Annotated in this window: 13 protein-coding genes and 2 pseudogenes; 10 read left to right on the forward strand and 5 right to left on the reverse strand. The window is 36.1% G+C overall.

What is annotated here, in order from left to right; genetic code table 11:
* Positions 1-1,141 precede the first annotated feature (1,141 nt).
* The gene (gene hxlR / locus JN080_RS22060; protein ID WP_256238133.1) at positions 1,142-1,504 is read right to left on the reverse strand and encodes a transcriptional activator HxlR; all 363 of its coding nucleotides are present in this window, start codon (positions 1,502-1,504) and stop codon (positions 1,142-1,144) included.
* 1,465 nt (positions 1,505-2,969) lie between these two features.
* Between hxlR (JN080_RS22060) and tpiA the strand changes: the two genes are divergently transcribed.
* Positions 2,970-3,728, forward strand: coding sequence for a triose-phosphate isomerase (tpiA, locus tag JN080_RS22070; protein ID WP_256238134.1), 759 nt, complete (start codon positions 2,970-2,972; stop codon positions 3,726-3,728).
* A 682-nt stretch (positions 3,729-4,410) separates the two neighbouring features.
* Here the strand turns inward: tpiA and hxlR (JN080_RS22075) are convergent.
* Entirely contained in the window at positions 4,411-4,773 is a 363-nt protein-coding gene (gene hxlR / locus JN080_RS22075) for a transcriptional activator HxlR (protein ID WP_256238135.1), read from the reverse strand.
* A 155-nt stretch (positions 4,774-4,928) separates the two neighbouring features.
* Entirely contained in the window at positions 4,929-5,291 is a 363-nt protein-coding gene (gene hxlR, locus JN080_RS22080; RefSeq protein ID WP_256238133.1) for a transcriptional activator HxlR, read from the reverse strand.
* Positions 5,292-5,489: 198 nt separating this feature from the next.
* Between hxlR (JN080_RS22080) and zwf the strand changes: the two genes are divergently transcribed.
* Entirely contained in the window at positions 5,490-7,022 is a 1,533-nt protein-coding gene (zwf, locus tag JN080_RS22085; protein WP_256238136.1) for a glucose-6-phosphate dehydrogenase, read from the forward strand.
* Between the two features lie 46 nt (positions 7,023-7,068).
* Positions 7,069-8,100: a glyceraldehyde-3-phosphate dehydrogenase gene (locus JN080_RS22090; protein ID WP_256238138.1), complete on the forward strand. Its 1,032-nt coding sequence runs from the start codon at positions 7,069-7,071 to the stop codon at positions 8,098-8,100.
* Positions 8,101-8,375: 275 nt separating this feature from the next.
* On the opposite strand, the pseudogene tnpB reads toward JN080_RS22090, so the two are convergent.
* Both tnpB and JN080_RS22100 read right to left on the reverse strand, forming a co-directional pair.
* Positions 8,376-9,526: pseudogene (gene tnpB, locus JN080_RS22095) on the reverse strand (IS200/IS605 family element RNA-guided endonuclease TnpB).
* A gap of 294 nt (positions 9,527-9,820) precedes the next feature.
* A pseudogene (locus JN080_RS22100) lies at positions 9,821-10,135 on the reverse strand (winged helix-turn-helix transcriptional regulator).
* A 194-nt stretch (positions 10,136-10,329) separates the two neighbouring features.
* Here JN080_RS22100 and glpX point away from each other — a divergent pair.
* The 7 genes from glpX to JN080_RS22135 all read left to right on the forward strand — a co-directional run bounded on the left by glpX (position 10,330) and on the right by JN080_RS22135 (position 18,455).
* The gene (gene glpX / locus JN080_RS22105; RefSeq protein ID WP_256238140.1) at positions 10,330-11,316 is read left to right on the forward strand and encodes a class II fructose-bisphosphatase; all 987 of its coding nucleotides are present in this window, start codon (positions 10,330-10,332) and stop codon (positions 11,314-11,316) included.
* 98 nt (positions 11,317-11,414) lie between these two features.
* Positions 11,415-12,308 (forward strand): class II fructose-1,6-bisphosphate aldolase, encoded by an 894-nt coding sequence (fba, locus tag JN080_RS22110; protein ID WP_256238141.1) that lies wholly within the window; start codon positions 11,415-11,417, stop codon positions 12,306-12,308.
* A 31-nt stretch (positions 12,309-12,339) separates the two neighbouring features.
* Positions 12,340-14,340 (forward strand): transketolase, encoded by a 2,001-nt coding sequence (tkt, locus tag JN080_RS22115; RefSeq protein ID WP_256238142.1) that lies wholly within the window; start codon positions 12,340-12,342, stop codon positions 14,338-14,340.
* 459 nt (positions 14,341-14,799) lie between these two features.
* The gene (pfkA, locus tag JN080_RS22120; protein WP_256238143.1) at positions 14,800-15,765 is read left to right on the forward strand and encodes a 6-phosphofructokinase; all 966 of its coding nucleotides are present in this window, start codon (positions 14,800-14,802) and stop codon (positions 15,763-15,765) included.
* A 167-nt stretch (positions 15,766-15,932) separates the two neighbouring features.
* On the forward strand, positions 15,933-16,385 hold the full coding sequence (rpiB, locus tag JN080_RS22125; RefSeq protein WP_256238145.1) for a ribose 5-phosphate isomerase B: 453 nt from the start codon (positions 15,933-15,935) through the stop codon (positions 16,383-16,385).
* Between the two features lie 958 nt (positions 16,386-17,343).
* A complete protein-coding gene (locus JN080_RS22130) occupies positions 17,344-18,087 on the forward strand; it encodes a Cof-type HAD-IIB family hydrolase (protein ID WP_256238147.1) in 744 nt (247 codons plus the stop codon).
* A 251-nt stretch (positions 18,088-18,338) separates the two neighbouring features.
* Complete coding sequence (locus JN080_RS22135) at positions 18,339-18,455, forward strand: GapA-binding peptide SR1P (protein ID WP_256238148.1); 117 nt, start codon at positions 18,339-18,341, stop codon at positions 18,453-18,455.
* The last annotated feature ends 377 nt before the right edge of the window (positions 18,456-18,832 follow it).

Consider the following 18,832-nt stretch of genomic DNA (forward strand, 5'->3'; position numbering starts at 1 on the left):
CCAAGTAAGACCAAAAGGTTGCAATCCCTGTCCGTTATCAAAAAACTACCTGTGCCAAAAAGTCTACAAGATAAAGATAAAGACAAATATTTGGAAAATACATTGCTCCTTGCCAAGGTTATGAAGCTTGGAAAAAGGGAAATATTCCTATTGACTTAGTCACTCTATAAGTTGATCAATTTTTTTATGAAAAGTTCTAATTAGAGATTAACAGAACGAAAAGACTTTGTATTATGTTTCATTCAGCAAGTCTTAATTAATTCCATAAAAAAATTCATATACAATAAAGATGGCTTTTTTTACTTAGGGCATCCCTATGAAACATAGAAAAATAAATTCTAGCATTACTATATCTTACTTCCTGCTTATTTGAAACCATCTATCAAAAAAAATTAGTTTTTTCAAAAAAATCAAAAAACATACTCGACCTCAAAAACCGTTCCATAAAATATTCTGTTTTTACAAAATACCAATACCAGATAATTCACTATAAAGAAAAAAACAAATCGGGGAGAGAAGCATATGATGGATTTGTCCATCAATCATTTAGCTAGAAGTCTATCTTATATAGTACAACATGAATGAGGGGAAAATTGGTATGTCCATATTTATTCCTGGAAAAATAGTAGATTGCCAATTTTGTGTATATGACCAACTACATGGAGAAGTAAAATTATTGGTGACATAGAATGAATCAGTGCGAATGGCTACTTATTTTAATAATTTAGGAGGTAATGTGATACCGAAGCGGTTGCTGATCTACGTATCTTTTCTCTCTATGTGTTCCACCTTAATTATAACTGTTATAACGATTATGAAATACATATCATAATTAATCTTATTGAATCAAGATGGCTAAAAGCTTGTAAAGTAAATTAATGGAATAAGGAAAATGAAATCTCTGTCGAAAGGAGTTTTGGAAAAGCATGTATAGGACGAACGCTGAGGTAACAGGGGCAAATATCTACATTAAGCAAGAGTCTTTTACTGAAGATTTCAGGAATAGGAAAATCTGCTAGCCAATTGATAGAACCACTGGCTAGCAGATTTATGATAGTCTCTAAGAATTCTACTTGATATTCTTCATAAACAGTTCACAAATATGAGCAAATGCAGATGAGAACACGCACATTTTACGTCCTTAAAGAGATATAGTTTTCTCTATTTGGTTTTTCAAGATTGTTTCCATATATTCTTTTCCCCATTCATGCATAGATTCTAGTATAGGCATAAGACTTTCTCCTCTTTTAGTCAGTGAATATTCCACTTTCGGTGGAACGACGGGATAAATTTCACGGTAAACTATTAGGTCTTCTTCAAGCTCACGTAATTGACTAACGAGCATTCGATGCGTAATTTCTGGTATCATAGATTTTAATTCACCAAACCGCTTAGTTCCCTCTTTCCCTAGATGCCACATAATTAGCATCTTCCATTTACCGCCAATAATAGATAGTGTTAATTCCTTCTCACAGTTAAAGGTTTTCTCACATAAATGTCCCATCTGGTATCCTCCTTGACGAACTAGTCTGAATAATCTGAAATAAAGTGTACTTTTATATACTATATAACAAAAAAGTGCGTACTTACAAATTAAATTTATCAATATTATACTAATTACCATTAGCATCCCGTAAACAAAGTCAAAAAATTCAGTTATCTAATTTTCATCATTTTGTTCCAAAGGATCAAAACTCTAAATAAAGGAGATATGGCTTATCAACGAAAATAAGTTAGTTTTACGAGCTAGGCTTTTCTTCTAACCTTCGTAACAAAAGTATGCAGGCTTCCATACGGCTTCCTTTAGCTAGCGAACGATACGAAGTAAAGATTTCTTGCTTTTCGTCTCTAGCTGAAAAAGGACATTCAAACAAAGGAAATGAGTGTTAAGTATATTTGATTTTGAATCGTTGTTTTGCTCACCATAAAAATGTTTGATTTCTACATGCTGTTTTAGCCATTTAAAAAATAGTTCAATGCTTCAACTTGACCGATAAATTTTACCGATTTCTTCGTCACTCAAAACAAATCGGTTTGTGATTAACTGAAGGTTCTTCCCTTTAGAATCAATCACTTCAAGAAGAAGAAAGCCATTTTTTAGTTCGATTTTGTGTTGTAACTATGTAAACCATTTTAATAGATATGACTGGATAATTTTCAGGAAGTGAATAGGATTCTACTTCTCTATTGAATACGTTTCTCTTTAGTCTAGTAAAAAAAAGAATTATTTATCGTCTGTCAGTCGATCCTAAACGTCCATAGTCAACATATTCACGGTCAAACACATACATGCCTCTTGATCATCCACAAGGACTTTAAGTTGATTTCTAGCATGTTCTTTTGCGTTTGTTATCACTGCCTTTTCGGGATAAACACCATGAAAACAACTCGTAAGTGTGGTTTTACCTCAGATTGTGTTTTTCCGGATTTTGCTCATTTTATTTCGTTACATTTAGTGGAAGTGTACTTGAATCAATGATTTCAAAGGCATATTCTTTCCATTCTTGTAATGAAATCCTTAGTTTTACAGTCAAGGACCAAAAACAGATTAGAAAGAATTGCTGAGTTGATTTCATTGTTCTTTCGCGATATTTGTTAAGACACTAATGGATTCAAATCCATGTGCTTTTTTGGGAATCTTCATCCAGTAGTATGTCACTAATTGTTTTAGTTCTTCAACTTAATATTGAAATACGCATTTATCAAATGATGAAATTAGTGTGTTCATGTCCATATCGGTTATCCTCTACTATTGGATTTGGACAGGAACCAGCTGTACTTCCATTGTAAAGGATTTTTTGTTGCAGGAAGGGAAGATATGACTTTTGAAGGTTATCGGCATTTTGAATCATTAGATTTAATTAATGAAACGCTGGTGAAGATAGGTAAATTAACAGTTTAAGAACATTTTTATAGAGTGGAACTATTGTTGCTAATGATATAAAAACAATGATAAGGTGGGAACTATATTGAGAAAATCTATTATTGCAGGAAACTGGAAAATGAATAAAACCCTTCAGGAGTCTATAAACTTTTTATTAGAGATATCAAATAGGGTGCCAGCTGATGAAAAAATAGATGCTGTCATTTGTTCTCCATCTTTGTATCTTGACCAATTAGTAAGAGTGTCAAGTGGGACCAATATAAAAATAGGTGCCCAAAACATGCATTATGAAAAAAACGGAGCATTTACAGGTGAAATTAGCCCTTTTGCGTTGGAGGAAATTGGTGTTTCATATGTTATTCTTGGTCATTCGGAGCGTCGTCAAATGTTTTCCGAAACAGACGAAAGTATTAATAAAAAAGTCCATGCAGCTTTTGAGTACAATTTAATTCCGATCATATGTTGTGGTGAAACATTAGAGCAGCGTGAATGTGGACAGACATACAATATTGTTGGCAATCAAATTAAGCAAGCCCTAAATGGACTTTCTGAAGAACAAGTGAAACAAACAGTTATTGCCTATGAACCAATTTGGGCCATCGGAACCGGAAAGTCATCCACTACAAAAGATGCAAATGAAGTCTGTGCCCATATTCGTTCAGTCGTTGTTTCACAATTCTCTGAAAATGCAGCTGATTCTATTCGTATTCAGTATGGCGGAAGTGTAAAACCTGAAAATGTGGCGGAATTTATGGCTGAATCTGATATTGATGGCGCTCTTGTAGGCGGAGCAAGTCTAAATCCGAAAAACTTTGTTCAACTATTGGAGGCAGCGGTCAGTTAGATAATTCGACGAATAACAACAAGAGTTTCATATTTTCCATTTTATCTAATAAGGATCATTTGCTTTTGCATTTAATTGATAAAGATCACAAGCTATCAATTGCTAAAAGCAGGTGCTGATATGATTTATGTTCATTCGGAGTTAACTGAAGGTCATAAAGACATATTATAAAGACGATTTCATGAATAGGAAAATCAAAACTTGCATCTTTGGAAATAAGAAATATGTACTTTGGACATATAGAAGCAAAAGCGAATATCATTTTAAAAGAAGCAGGAACCGAGTGTTGCTTCTTGCCTCTATTTTTTGTGTAGTAAAAAATTGCCTTGTCACCACCTGATTATGAACTGACACTCTTCGCCAAACTCCGGGTTGAGTCTTTGAACACATTAATATGAAACGTTCGTTACACTTTTTAATTATATGATATATTTTCCCATCTTTCTTTCAAAAGAATGGCGGAACGTTTTGAGCTTCTCGTACGAGTATATACCCCTCTTGGTAATATACGGGAATATCCTTCACTGGTCTGAAAATCAGCAAATTCCAAATCTGCTAGCCAATGATAGAATCACTGGCTAGCAGATTTATGATAGTCTCTAAGAATTCTACTTGATATTCTTCATATAAACAGTTCACAAATATGAGCAAATGCAGATGAGAACACTCACATTTTACGTCCTTAAAGAGATAAAGTTTTCTCTATTTGGTTTTTCAAGATTGTTTCCATATATTCTTTTCCCCATTCATGCATAGATTCTAGTATAGGCATAAGACTTTCTCCTCTTTTAGTCAGTGAATATTCCACTTTCGGAGGAACGACGGGATAAATTTCACGGTAAACTATTAGGTCTTCTTCAAGCTCACGTAACTGGCTAACGAGCATTCGATGCGTAATTTCTGGTATCATAGAATTTAATTCACCAAACCGCTTAGTTCCCTCTTTCCCCAGATGCCACATAATTAGCATCTTCCATTTACCGCCAATAATAGATAGTGTTAATTCCTTCTCACAGTTAAAGGTCTTCTCACATAAATGTCCCATCTGGTTTCCCCCTTAATTTACTTACCTAAATAATCTGAATTAAAGTGTATTTTCCCACTATTTTCCAAAAATGGTGTACCCTCCTTGATATTCTTCAAATAAGACAGTTCACATTTATGCATAAAAACAGATGAAAGCACTTACATTTTCGTATCTTAAAGAGATATAGTTTTCTCTATTTGGTTTTTCAAGATTGTTTCCATATATTCTTTTCCCCATTCATGCATAGATTCTAGTATAGGCATAAGACTTTCTCCTCTTTTAGTCAGTGAATATTCCACTTTCGGAGGAACGACGGGATAAATTTCACGGTAAACTATTAGGTCTTCTTCAAGCTCACGTAACTGGCTAACGAGCATTCGATGCGTAATTTCTGGTATCATAGATTTTAATTCACCAAACCGCTTAGTTCCCTCTTTCCCCAGATGCCACATAATTAGCATCTTCCATTTACCGCCAATAATAGATAGTGTTAATTCCTTCTCACAATTAAAGGTTTTCTCACACAAATGTCCCATCTGGTATCCTCCTTGACAAACTAGTCTGAATAATCTGAAATGAGGTGTACTTTTATATACTATATAACAAAAAAGTGCGTACTTACAAATTAAATTTATCAATATTATACTAATTTCATAACTAACGTAAGAAATGTCTAGCCGGAAAACAATAATTTGTAAATAAAATGTTTTACATAAAAGTCAGGAGGGGAAAGCATGGGTGGTGTGACCGTTCCGCGGGATATTAATTTAGACGAAAATGATGTCAATGTTTTAAAGCCATTGGATTTAGATTCGTTGACTTTTGTTTTGTTTGGAGCAACTGGGGATTTGGCTAAAAGGAAGATCTTTCCTTCCTTGTTTAATTTATTTTTGGATGAAAAAATGCCTAATTCATTTACGATTATTGGTTTAGGTAGAAGGAATTGGTCTGATGATATATTTCAAACACATGTAGAAAAATCATTACAAGCATTTTCAAGACGGTTTAAAAATGGTGACGCTTCCAAAATAAAAAAGTTTTTAAGTGCATTTCGATATAGTCCTTTGGATGTAACGGATAATGATGGGTATAAGCAGTTACTTGGTATGATTCAGAAATGTGAAGAAGAGTTAATTATTCCTGAAAATCGCCTTTTTTATTTATCTGTTGCACCGGAGTTTTTTGATGTGATTGCTTCTAACATTAAAGAAAGTGGATTGGGGTCGATTAGAGGATGGAAACGTCTTGTAATTGAGAAACCATTCGGACATCATTTGAAGTCGGCCCAAGAATTAAATGCAAAATTGAGTAAAGCTTTTGAAGAAGACGAAATTTATCTTATTGATCATTATCTAGGAAAACCGATGGTCCAAAATCTGGAGGCTTTAGAATTTGCAAACCCAATGTTACAAGCTTTATGGAACAACAAACATATATCCAATGTACAAATCACAGCAAGTGAAATTGTTGGTGTGGAAGAAAGAGCCGGTTATTATGACCGAGTAGGAGCAATTCGTGATATGGTTCAGAATCATATGCTACAACTAGTCATGATGACAGCTATGCATCAACCAACACAAATAAGCGCAAACGATATTCGATATGAGAAGAGAAAAGTAATGGAATTTCTAAGGCCATTACAGAAGGATGAAGTTGTTAAAAATGTAGTTCGTGGTCAATACAAGCAGGGGAATATAAACGGTGAACCAGTTCCATCATACAGGGAAGAACCCGGAATTGAGGCTTCTTCAATGAATGACACATTTATTGCTGCTCGTTTATGGATAGATGATTCATTTTGGAGTGGAGTTCCTTTCTACATCCGAACAGGAAAAAGAATGAGGGATAAGTCAACAAGGATTGTGATTGAATTTAAAAATCCAATAAAAGATTTGTATAGGGAAAAAAATGAAGAAACAGCTCCTAATCTACTAATTATAGAAATTGGTCCCAACGAAGGTGTTTCGATTCAATTTAATAGTAAAAATCCATTAAACAATGGAAAAATTGAGCCCATTACAGTGAAATTTTTAGCTAACCAGAAAAATGTACCTGAAGCATATGAACTCCTGTTATCCGATGCACTGCGTGGCGATTCCACTTTCTTTGTGCAATGGAAAGAGGTGGAATTATCCTGGAAATGGGCGCAACCTATTTTAGAGGCATTCGAGCATAATATTCTTCCCCTGCATTTATATCGCTCAGGATCCATGGGCCCAGATGCATCTGATCAATTATTACAAGAAGATGGATTCAAATGGTGGTAGGTATATAACAATGTTAGAAAATACACTAAGTTGGGAGGAATCGAGAATGAAGGCAAGAATAGCAATCAATGGCTTTGGGAGAATTGGTAGACTCGTTTTCCGGAAGGCAATTTTGGATGAGACTCTTGATGTAGTAGCAATCAACGCCAGCTATCCTGCTGAAACATTAGCTCACCTTATAAAATATGATACTATTCACGGTAAGTTCGAGGGGGATGTGATTCCTGCTGACCAGGCTTTGATAGTAAATGGACACCGTATTCAACTATTAAACAGCAGGGACCCTCAATATCTTCCCTGGGGACAACTTGATATAGACATTGTAGTTGAAGCAACTGGGAAGTTTAATTCTAGGGAAAAAGCAGCTCTTCACCTCGAAGCCGGTTCAAAGAAAGTGATTTTAACAGCTCCTGGGAAAAATGAAGATGTGACCTTAGTTATGGGTGTAAACGAGCATAGTTTAGAAATTGATAAGCATTTTATTATCTCTAATTCTTCATGTACCACGAATTGCCTTGCACCTGTAGTAAAGGTATTAGATGAACAGTTTGGTATTGAAAATGGTTTAATGACGACAGTTCATTCGTATACAAATGACCAAAAAAATCTTGATAATCCACACAAAGATTTACGTCGTGCCCGTGCATGCGGCCAGAGTATCATTCCAACTACCACCGGTGCTGCAAAATCGCTTTCGTTAGTAATGCCGAAATTAAAAGGCAAAATACATGGTATTGCCCTTCGTGTCCCCACTCCTAATGTTTCGCTAGTGGATTTGGTTGTTGATCTGAAAAGAGATGTAACGGTTGAAGATATCAATAATGCCTTTCGTTTTGCTGCAATGGGCTCTTTAGAGGGGATATTGGAGTACACAATTGAACCGCTTGTCTCAATTGATTTTAATTCAAATTCCCATTCAGCTATTATTGATGGATTATCTACAATGGTTATCGGAGAAAGAAAAGTTAAGGTCCTAGCATGGTATGACAATGAATGGGGATATTCAAACAGAGTAGTTGAACTTGTTAGGTTTGTAGCTGAGGAAATGGGAATCATATCACAAATTAAGGTCGGGTAACTAAAAGGAAATATGTATTTCATCGTCAGTCCTTGCGATAGCAAGGACTTGACTTGTAATTACAGAGTAACCAAAGGTTATGTTGTAGATACTTCTTATTTATTAATTTTGCTTGTGGATTTAGTCGTAGAGGGCTATTACTTGAACAACTCGGCCTAAAGTACCGAGATTCCTAGCGAACCCTAATTCATTTGGCTATCTCCACGGCTCCCGTGGTTAGCAGTACAAATGACTTTAAAGGTCTCCTGCGAAAGCAAGTTTAATTTTTAATTTTTTTAACCAACTTGGGATAACGCTAATTTCAAGATGTTTTTAGAAGCGTTTCTATCGGCATTGTCCTTATGTCCGCAAGCAAAACATTCAAAGTCTGCTTGGGTTTTACGATTTTCTTTACCAACATGTCCACACTTTTTGCATGTTTGCGATGTGTATTGCGGATTGACGGCTACAACCTTTTTACCGTACCACTCGGCTTTATATTCCAACATGTTACGGAAATCAGCCCAAGATACTTCACTAATGGCTTTGGCTAAGTGGTGATTTTTGACCATATCGGCTACTTTTAAATCTTCAATCGCAATAAAGTCGTGGCTTTTGACCAAATTGGTAGAGATTTTATCTAAGTAGTCTTTTCGGGCATTGGCAATCTTTTCATGAATCCGTGCCACTTTGATTCGTTGCTTGTTCCAATTGGAACCACCAATGGTCCGTCCTGATAGGATTCGTTGTGCTTTCGCCAACTTTTCTTCTAAGGCATAGAAACATTTTGAATTTCTTATCGGGTCATCCCCGTTCGAGAGAACGGCAAAGTATTTCAAGCCCATATCAATGCCTATACTTTGATTCGTCTTTGGAAGGGGTTCAATATCTACTTCCGTACAAATGGATATATAGTATTTTCCACTTGGGTTGCGCATGATGGTGACAGAGAGGATTCTTCCTTCCACTTCACGGCTTTTGGAGAACTTGACCCATCCTTCCTTCGGTAGTTTGATGTAGTTGTCTTTAATGTCAATGTTGTTGTTGACGTATTTTGTGGTGTAGGATTGGAGTTTGTTTTTCTTTGACTTGAATCGTGGAGCTTCATTTTGTTTTTCATAGTAACGGGAATAAGCGTCGCTCAAGTTTTCAACGGACTTTTGGAGGGCGATACTATCCGCTTCTTTTAGAAAGGGATAGTGTTCTTTCATTTCCACTAAGGCTTTAATGGACTTGTTTTTATGAAAGAATTCGCCTTTCCAGTTGTTTGTAGGAAGTTGTCCATTTTGAACCATTTCCTCAACGATGTACCAATAAGCTTCTTTGTCCTTCTGTTTTTCTACAATGAAGTTAAACACGAAACGGGCACAACAATGGTTTTATTAAAAAACGTGGTTTGTAATTTGTTCGGGTACAAGCGGAATTTAAAACCTTTATTTTGAATCATGGCATGACACCTTCTTTTTGTTCCGTTTATAGTATGATTATATCATCGAACATATGTTTTTTAAGGGAAAAGATGACAAAAATTAAAACTGTATCTGCTGTACCACATGAATCAATTCACGGGTGTTAGCCGACACATTTCATAAAATAATTAGCCTATCAAATCTATTGACTGGTACCGTTGATAAATACGTATTAGTAACTCAATGCAGGAGCCTTTAGATAAAGATTACATATGGGTGTTATAGAATTAAAATGAGCTCATATATTGGGCCTACTTTTTTTGAGCAAGGAGTCAGTCTACTTTGATGTATTCATTTTTTATCATCATATGGTTTTTCCCCCAATCATACATAGATTCGAGAATATGCATTTCTACATTTAACGGTTAATGAATATTCCACCTTATAAGAGCAAGATAGACTTCACAATGGACAATGAGGTCTTCTTCGGGCTCTCGCAATTGATTAATAAGCCTACTTTTGGCCTTACTCGGCATGAGGGACTTTAGTTCATTAAATCGCTTGTTTCTCTTTTTACCTAGATACCATAATATTTGCGTTTTTCATTTGTTACCAATGACAAAAAGTATCAATCCCTTTTGACAGATAAACGTTTATCAATATGTACCATCGTTTATCCCCCAGATCTTAATTGTTAGTATATTTTTAGATACTATATGATATTAAAGTGCGTACTTACATATTGGTATTACACAATTTATAATTATAACTGTAGAGATGATAACAACTATACAAGATACTATTGCTTGTATAAATGAAAATTAAAATAGGAGGTGATGATATGGGTAAATTGGATAGTAATGTTGTTAGTGAAGTATACGTTCAATCACTAGCTATGGATTTTCTCGCTGTAGCACAACAAGCAGCTATTGCTTCTTATCCTTGGATTGGAAGAGGTAATAAAAACGATGCTGATGGGGCTGGAACAGAAGCCATGCGTGATCGAATGAACCTCATTAATATGAGTGGACGTATTGTGATTGGTGAAGGGGAAATGGACGAAGCGCCCATGCTTTATATTGATGAAGAGCTAGGAACAAGAAAAGGGCCTCAAGTGGATATTGCAGTCGACCCTGTTGAAGGAACTACTTTCTTGTCGAAAGGACAGGAAAATTCAATTACTGTTATTGCCGTATCCTCCAGGGGAAGTTTACTGCATGCTCCAGATATGTATATGAAAAAGCTGGCTGTTGGTCCAAAAGCAAAAGGTCACATTAACATACAGGCCTCCTTAACAGATAATATGAAATCAGTTGCTAAAGCTTTAGGAAAAGACATATCAGAATTAACAGTGATGATTCAGGATAGACCACGTCATGATCATTTGATTAAACAGGTTTTTGATGTGGGGGCTAGGGTTAAGTTATTCTCTGATGGTGACGTAACTGGGGCGATAGCTACAGCACTTAATGAATTAGAAGTTGATATATTAGTAGGAACTGGTGGTGCACCAGAGGGTGTAATAGCTGCAACAGCATTGAAGTGTTTGGGGGGCGACTTTCAAGGGCAACTAGTCCCGCAAAATCAAGAGGAATTTGATCGCTGCATAAAGATGGGGTTAACAGATCCAGAACAGGTATTTACACTAGATGAAATTGTAAAATCAGATGATTGCTTTTTTGTAGCAACAGGAATTACTGATGGAATGCTGATGAAGGGTGTTAGAAAAAAAGGAAATAATTTAATGCTTACGCACTCTTTCTTTACAGGTAGAGGGATGAGTGAAAGATTCCAATTTATTGAAGCATATCATTCAATATTTAAGTAAATGGATCAGTGGAATTTTATTGCATTCTATTGCTCGCTGAAAAGTTTCAATGTAAAAAAGAGATTCATTAAATGGAAGAAAAAAGGAGAGAAATGAATATGCCATTAGTTTCAATGAAAGAAATGTTAATTCATGCAAAAGATAATCAATATGCGGTTGGACAGTTTAACATCAATAATCTTGAGTTTACCCAGGCCATTTTGCAGGCTGCGCAAGAAGAGGATTCGCCTGTTATTCTTGGGGTATCAGAAGGTGCCGCTCGTTATATGGGTGGATTTAAGCTGACTGTTTCAATGGTTAAAGAATTAATGGAAGCATATAAAGTGACTGTACCTGTTGCAATTCATCTTGATCATGGTCCAAGCCTTGAGATGTGTGTGCAAGCTATTCATGCTGGGTTTACTTCTGTGATGATCGATGGATCTCATTATCCACTAGAAAAAAATATTGAAATAACAAAACGTGTAGTAGAAATAGCACATTCTGTTGGTGTATCAGTAGAGGCTGAGCTTGGTCGTATCGGTGGACAGGAAGATGATCTAAACGTTGACGACGCTGAAGCTATGTATGCGATACCTTCTGAATGTGAACAATTGGTTCGCGAAACAGGAGTAGACTGCTTTGCACCTGCATTAGGGTCTGTGCACGGTCCATATAAAGGTGAACCGAATCTTGGATTTGATCGGATGAAAGAAGTAATGGAATTAACGGGTATTCCGCTTGTACTTCATGGTGGTACAGGTATTCCAACAAAGGACATTAAAAAAGCAATTTCTCTTGGATCGGCAAAAATTAACGTTAATACAGAGAGTCAGATTTCTTCTACTAAAGCCGTTCGTGAAGTATTAAAAGCTAAGCCAAATGAATACGATCCACGTAAATTCCTCGGGCCTGCGCGTGAGGCAATTAAAGATACAGTAAAAGGTAAAATGCGTGAGTTTGGTTCTTCTGGTAGAGCCCAACAGGAAAAGTCGCTCTTAGCTACAAACTAAAACGTCATGTGTTAGAGGGAGGGGAATAATTATGATTGATCAAAAAGTTAATTTGGATCAGCTATCCATTAATACAATTAGAACACTATCAATAGATGCAATTGAAAAGGTTGGATCAGGTCATCCAGGTATGCCAATGGGTTCTGCACCAATGGCTTACACACTTTGGACAAAATTTATGAATTATAATCCAAGCAACCCTAATTGGTTTAACCGCGACCGTTTTACGTTATCTGCAGGTCATGGATCTATGCTGTTATACAGCTTATTGCACTTAACTGGTTATAAGTTATCATTAGAAGACTTAAAAAACTTCCGTCAATGGGGTAGTAAAACACCTGGTCACCCTGAATTCGGTCATACACCTGGAGTTGATGCTACAACAGGGCCGTTAGGACAAGGTATTGCTATGGCAGTTGGGATGGCTATGGCTGAAAGACACTTAGCCACTACGTATAATAGGGATAGTTTTAATGTAATTGATCATTACACTTATAGCATATGTGGCGATGGAGATTTAATGGAAGGTGTATCTGCCGAGGCAGCTTCACTCGCGGGCCACCTGAAACTTGGTCGTTTAATTGTTTTATACGATTCAAACGATATTTCCCTTGATGGCGATCTACATATGTCATTTAGTGAGAGTGTTAAAGATCGATTTGAAGCGTATGGTTGGCAAGTACTTCGTGTGGGGGATGGCAATGATATCAATGCAATTGCTAAATCTTTAGCAGAGGCGAAGAATAACGACGACCAGCCGACATTAATAGAGGTTAAAACAATAATTGGTTATGGTTCACCAAATAAAGGGGGCAAGTCTGACTCTCACGGTGCACCACTTGGAAAAGATGAAATAAAACTTGTGAAAAAACATTACGGCTGGGAGTATGAAGAGGATTTTTATATACCAGCAGAAGTAAAATTGCATTTTGAGGAACTAAAAGAAGTATCTCGGACTAAGGAACAGGATTGGAATGAGTTGTATGCAAAATACGAGGAAGCCTATCCAGAACTTGCAAAGGAATTAAAAAATGCAATAAGTGGTCAACTTCCTGAAGGTTGGGATGCGTATGTTCCACAATATAAAATAGGTAAAGATAAGCTTGCAACCCGATCTTCAAGCGGTGAGGTGTTAAATGCTCTTGCAAGAAGCGTTCCTCAATTATTTGGTGGATCAGCCGATTTGTCATCCTCCAACAAAACATTGTTGAAAGGTGAAGAGAACTTTAGTGCTGTAGACTACAGTGGTCGTAACATATGGTTTGGAGTTCGTGAATTTGCAATGGGGGCCGCCGTAAATGGAATGGCACTACACGGAGGAGTAAAAGTATTCGGGGCCACATTCTTTGTTTTCTCCGACTACTTACGTCCAGCTATTCGTCTTTCTGCATTAATGAAACTACCTGTAATCTATGTATTTACACATGATAGTATTGCGGTAGGAGAGGACGGACCAACACATGAACCAATTGAACAATTGGCATCCTTACGTGCTATGCCCGGTCTCTCTACTATTCGCCCTGCAGATGCAAATGAAACAGCGGCAGCTTGGAAGCTAGCATTAGAAAGTAAACAAGAACCAACAGCGCTCATCCTTACGCGTCAAGATTTACCAACATTTGTTGACCCTGAAACCGCTTATGAGGGTGTTAAAAAAGGAGCATATGTAATTTCGAAAGCAAAAAACGTTGATGGTCTGTTATTAGCATCCGGCTCTGAGGTTACCTTAGCTATTAAAGTGCAAAAGGCCCTTGAAATTGAAGGCATTAATGTTTCAGTTATTAGCATGCCAAGCTGGGATCGGTTTGAAAAACAATCTATTGCATATAAAGAAAGCATACTTCCTAAAAATGTTCCAACACGACTTGCTATTGAAATGGGGTCTTCCATGGGTTGGCATAAATATGTTGGTGATTATGGTCACGTCCTTGCTATAGATCAATTTGGAGCCTCAGCACCAGGAGATAAAGTAGTAGAAGAATATGGGTTTACAGTAAAAAATGTTATTTCTCATTTTAAAATGATTCTCTAAGGATTCGTACCCTTATTCCAGGAGAAAAGATTACTATATTATTAAAATTAAGAAAATTACGAATAAAAAAATAATATATCAATCGATTTTGAATAGAAAGATAAACTCAATTTCACTTAAATCCGAGCATTCAGGGGTAGGAATTTATTTGTTTGATGAACACTTTGGATATGGGCAGACTCACCTAATGGTGATCCTGCCCTTTTTGACCATAAGAATCACATAAAATCCTTACATTCATTAAAACTTTGAATCTGGAAACTATTAATTAGAATCAATGATTTTGTTTTTTAAATCAATTAACCTTGATGCATTTTTTATAATATTAACGGTTGCTTCAGTTGGTTCCGTTTGTAGAGGTATTTATGCATAATATATTAGGAATTTTTGTAGCACGATAAATACGTTTTAATGAACAACTAGTACGTTGAATACGTGATAATATGGAGGAAAATAAGAATGAAAAAAATTGCAGTATTAACTAGCGGCGGTGATGCACCAGGAATGAATACAGCTATTCGAGCGGTAGTTCGAAGGGGAATCTATAAGGGCCTGGATGTTTATGGTGTAGAAAATGGCTACAAAGGCTTAATAGAGGGAGAAATTATTCCAATGAGTTTAGGAAGTGTAGGGGACATTATTCACAGGGGGGGAACGATCTTAAAAACCTCAAGATGTGAGGAATTTAAGTCACTTAGGGGACAGCAACAGGCAATTCTAAATCTACAAAAAGTGGGTATTGATGGTTTAATCGTTATTGGAGGGGATGGTTCTTTTAGAGGTGCGAGAAAATTGACCGAACAAGGATTTCCAACAGTCGGTATCCCAGGATCTATCGACAATGACATTGCAGGGACTGATTATACGATTGGATTTGATACTGCTGTGAATACAGCTGTAGAAGCAATTGATAAAATTCGTGATACGGCATTTTCTCATGAGCGCACTTACGTCATTGAGGTAATGGGTCGCGGTGCTGGAGATATTGCCTTATGGGCGGGAATGTGCGGTGGCGCAGAGTCAATTATTATACCGGAAGCCGACTACAATCCGGATGATGTAATCGACCGAATTAAGCAGGGATATCAACGAGGAAAGACGCACAGTATTATTGTGGTCGCCGAAGGTGTAGGTGTAGGCGTAGGGATTCAAATGGGAAAAGAGATTCAAGAAAAAACTGGATTTGATACAAAAGTAACCATTCTTGGCCATATTCAACGAGGAGGATCTCCTAGCGCTTATGACCGGATGATGAGCAGTCAAATGGGAGCCAAAGCAGTAGATATACTCACGGAAGGGGAAAAAGGTGTGATGGTGGGATTGAAAAATGGTCAATTGATTCATACACCCTTTGATCAAGCAGCAAAAGATAAGCATAAAATTGATCTCTCTATCTACGATTTAGCAAGAAGTCTATCTATATAGAAAGGTACACCAAATAAGGAGAACAAAAATGTTTGTACCATTTGTCCAGCTAGTAAATAGTACAAGGTAATAAAATGTTCTTCTTGGTCTTCATGAATGTGCCGTCTATGTTATGAGGATAAAGAAAATTAATTATAAAGGTATAAGTTGATGGGAGGAAATAAAATATGAAAGTAGCAATTGCAAGTGATCATGGTGGGATTAATATTCGTCAAGAAATAATCTCTTTAATGGAAGAATTGAATATTGAGTATGTTGATTTAGGGTGTGAATGTGATACCTCTGTTGATTATCCAGATTATGCGATTCCAGTAGCGAAAAAGGTGGCAAACGGCGAAGTGGACCGTGGAATCCTCATTTGTGGAACAGGAATTGGAATGAGCATAGCAGCTAACAAAGTACATGGGATTCGTTGTGCCCTTGTCCATGATATGTTCAGTGCGAAGGCAACGAGAGAGCATAACGATTCTAATATTTTAGCCATGGGAGAACGTGTAATCGGCCCAGGTTTAGCTCGTAGTATTGCCGAAATATGGTTAGCAACTCCCTTCGAAGGCGCCAGGCATGAAATTCGTGTTAATAAAATCACATCATATGAAACTAAAGCAATTCTTGAGTAGAGAAAGAACAAGATAGGAAGAAAAGCACGGGTTCTACCACACGTAAAATAACAAGATATATAGTACAGGAAATGAAATATATCCAGTCTGGACAAATTCTTATTTATTTGTCTCTTTTTTTCCCCACTGTTCTTCCATTAACATGTAGGACATAACTTTGCTTTTTAAGGAATATAAGCTTTGGTTGTTCCACTGCTTATTTTTCTTTGTGATTAACAAATCTTTATTTAGAAAGCGCTTTCTATTTTGCTTAATAATTAAAACTAGAACAGGAGAATGACTACCATGGAGAAAAAATATTGTATTCATTGCAGATCTTTTTTTACTAAGGAGACAATTTGTTATATATGTGGAAAAAGCGAATTCCAAGAAATAAAAATTAATGTTCAATATCAATCGCAGTTAGATAGAAAATTAGGATAGACTTACTTTTCTTTGTGATTAACAAATCTTTATTTAGAAAGCGCTTTCCATTTTGTTTAATAATTAAAACTAGAACAGGAGGATGACTACCATGGAGAAAAAATATTGTATTCATTGCAGATCTTTTTTTACTAAGGAGACAATTTGTTATATATGTGGAAAAAGCGAATTCCAAGAAATAAAAATTAATGTTCAATATCAATCGCGGTTAGTTAGAAAATTAGGGTAGACTTACGAAGGTATATTCTAATAAACAACTAAGTGTAATAGGAGAACAAACCTTAATGAGAGGGATTATGAACATAAATCAAGTCCGCTAAAAAAAAGCCTTAAACAATTGGGAATAGAGTAGAAAGGAACGATTTTATTCCGTCTCCTTTAATTAGATAAAGATATTTGTCGAAGGAATATGGGGTTTTTGAGGTCAATTGTGTATGATTTGTTGAACCCTTTGTTTTCTGTTAATTAACCAAACCACTTTCACCATTAATTATGTATATTTATAGTCTTTACAACTTGAAGGGTAGGCTATTCTATGAAAAAAAGAAGCAATGAGATAAAATTAATAGCCCTCGATTTGGATGGTACTTTACTAAATGATAAAGGAAAGGTGCCAGAAGAGAATCGGTACGCCATTAGGGAGGTTGAACAAAAAGGAGTCAAAGTTTTGGTTAGTACTGGACGGCCCTTTGCAACCTGCCATGAAATTGCAAAATCATTAGAGCTATCATCCTATCTCATAACTGTCAATGGTAGCGAAATATATGACAATAAAGGTGAACTCGTCGAGAGAACTATTCTTGGATCAGACCTCGTACAGTGGATGTATAGTTTAAGCCAGAAGCATAAAATGAGATTTTGGGCAGCGAGTAGTAATTATGTCTGGCAGAAGGAGATGCCTGAAGATATAAGTTCGCATGAATGGATCAAGTTCGGATTTGACATAGAAGACGATAATGTACGTGCACATATTCTTACACTGCTTAAGGAAAACGGAAACTTGGAAATCAGTAATTCTAGTCCAACCAATATAGAAGCGAACGCTCTTGGGATCAACAAAGCAAAAGCCGTTGAAAAAGTTTGCGGGTTACTTGGTTTGAAGATGGAGAATGTTATGGCTGTAGGTGACAGCTTGAATGATATTGTGATGATTAGGGAGGCTGGTCTGGGAGTAGCCATGGGGAATGCTCAGGATATCGTAAAGGAAACAGCGGACTGGGTCACCTGCAGTAATCTGAATAACGGGGTGGCCAAAGCCATTCGTGAATGGGTCCTTTAAGAAGAAAAAGATTGTTATGAATAAAACTCTTAAAGGTTTTTAATGGTTATGTTACCCAGGCTGCTTCTATAGTTGGTAACTGAAAGAAATTAGAAAATAAATTTTCATCTTTCATTTTCTGAGTTTTTAAATTTTAGCAACATGACAAAATTAGGTTCGATATAATAATTGTTATTTTATTATAGATTAATAATAGTAGGCCTTATCATGTTGTTAATCTAATAAATTGTCATCAGAAAGGAGTTTTATATATGGTAACAATCGTTTGTAAAAATTGCAATAAGACAATTGAATGCTACGAGGATGAAAAGGTGAGTGTTCTTTATTCGCAATGTGAGAAATGTCTAGAAGATGTCTCTGAAGAATAGAGGTGGAACAATATTATAAGTTTAAGATTGCCTTATCTATACAATATATATTATAGAGTCTACCTATCTGGTTAGGCTCTTTTTATTTATGGAGGAAGAAAAGAACTTACACGATTTATAATAACCTTATCTAAAGGAGCTGACACCATGAAACGAACCATCATGCAAAAGAATTTAAAAAAATACAAGTTTTGTAAAGAAGCTATTGATACAGGTAACGCAGCCATCGTAGCTCGCCGATATGAGTGGAAATAATTAATTTGGTCCATTTAATATGTAAAAGAGGTTGAATTTTCACCAAAAAGGCGTACATTTTGAACATAATGTACACCGATTTTTATGATCTTGTTAAGAAATAAGAAAAGCGCCTTTTTTAC

This window comes from Bacillus sp. EB600, assembly GCF_024494385.1.
Classification (GTDB): Bacteria; Bacillota; Bacilli; order Bacillales; family Cytobacillaceae; genus JAEVLT01.

Excerpts from the sequence above, each read along its gene's own strand:
- tkt (WP_256238142.1), top strand. The coding sequence starts at position 12,340 with ATGATTGATCAAAAAGTTAATTTGGATCAGCTATCCATTAATACAATT.
- JN080_RS22130 (WP_256238147.1), top strand. The coding sequence starts at position 17,344 with ATGAAAAAAAGAAGCAATGAGATAAAATTAATAGCCCTCGATTTGGAT.
- JN080_RS22135 (WP_256238148.1), top strand. The coding sequence starts at position 18,339 with ATGGTAACAATCGTTTGTAAAAATTGCAATAAGACAATTGAATGCTAC.
- hxlR (WP_256238133.1), bottom strand. The coding sequence starts at position 1,504 with ATGGGACATTTATGTGAGAAAACCTTTAACTGTGAGAAGGAATTAACA.
- JN080_RS22090 (WP_256238138.1), top strand. The coding sequence starts at position 7,069 with ATGAAGGCAAGAATAGCAATCAATGGCTTTGGGAGAATTGGTAGACTC.
- glpX (WP_256238140.1), top strand. The coding sequence starts at position 10,330 with ATGGGTAAATTGGATAGTAATGTTGTTAGTGAAGTATACGTTCAATCA.
- zwf (WP_256238136.1), top strand. The coding sequence starts at position 5,490 with ATGGGTGGTGTGACCGTTCCGCGGGATATTAATTTAGACGAAAATGAT.
- hxlR (WP_256238133.1), bottom strand. The coding sequence starts at position 5,291 with ATGGGACATTTGTGTGAGAAAACCTTTAATTGTGAGAAGGAATTAACA.
- fba (WP_256238141.1), top strand. The coding sequence starts at position 11,415 with ATGCCATTAGTTTCAATGAAAGAAATGTTAATTCATGCAAAAGATAAT.
- hxlR (WP_256238135.1), bottom strand. The coding sequence starts at position 4,773 with ATGGGACATTTATGTGAGAAGACCTTTAACTGTGAGAAGGAATTAACA.
- pfkA (WP_256238143.1), top strand. The coding sequence starts at position 14,800 with ATGAAAAAAATTGCAGTATTAACTAGCGGCGGTGATGCACCAGGAATG.
- rpiB (WP_256238145.1), top strand. The coding sequence starts at position 15,933 with ATGAAAGTAGCAATTGCAAGTGATCATGGTGGGATTAATATTCGTCAA.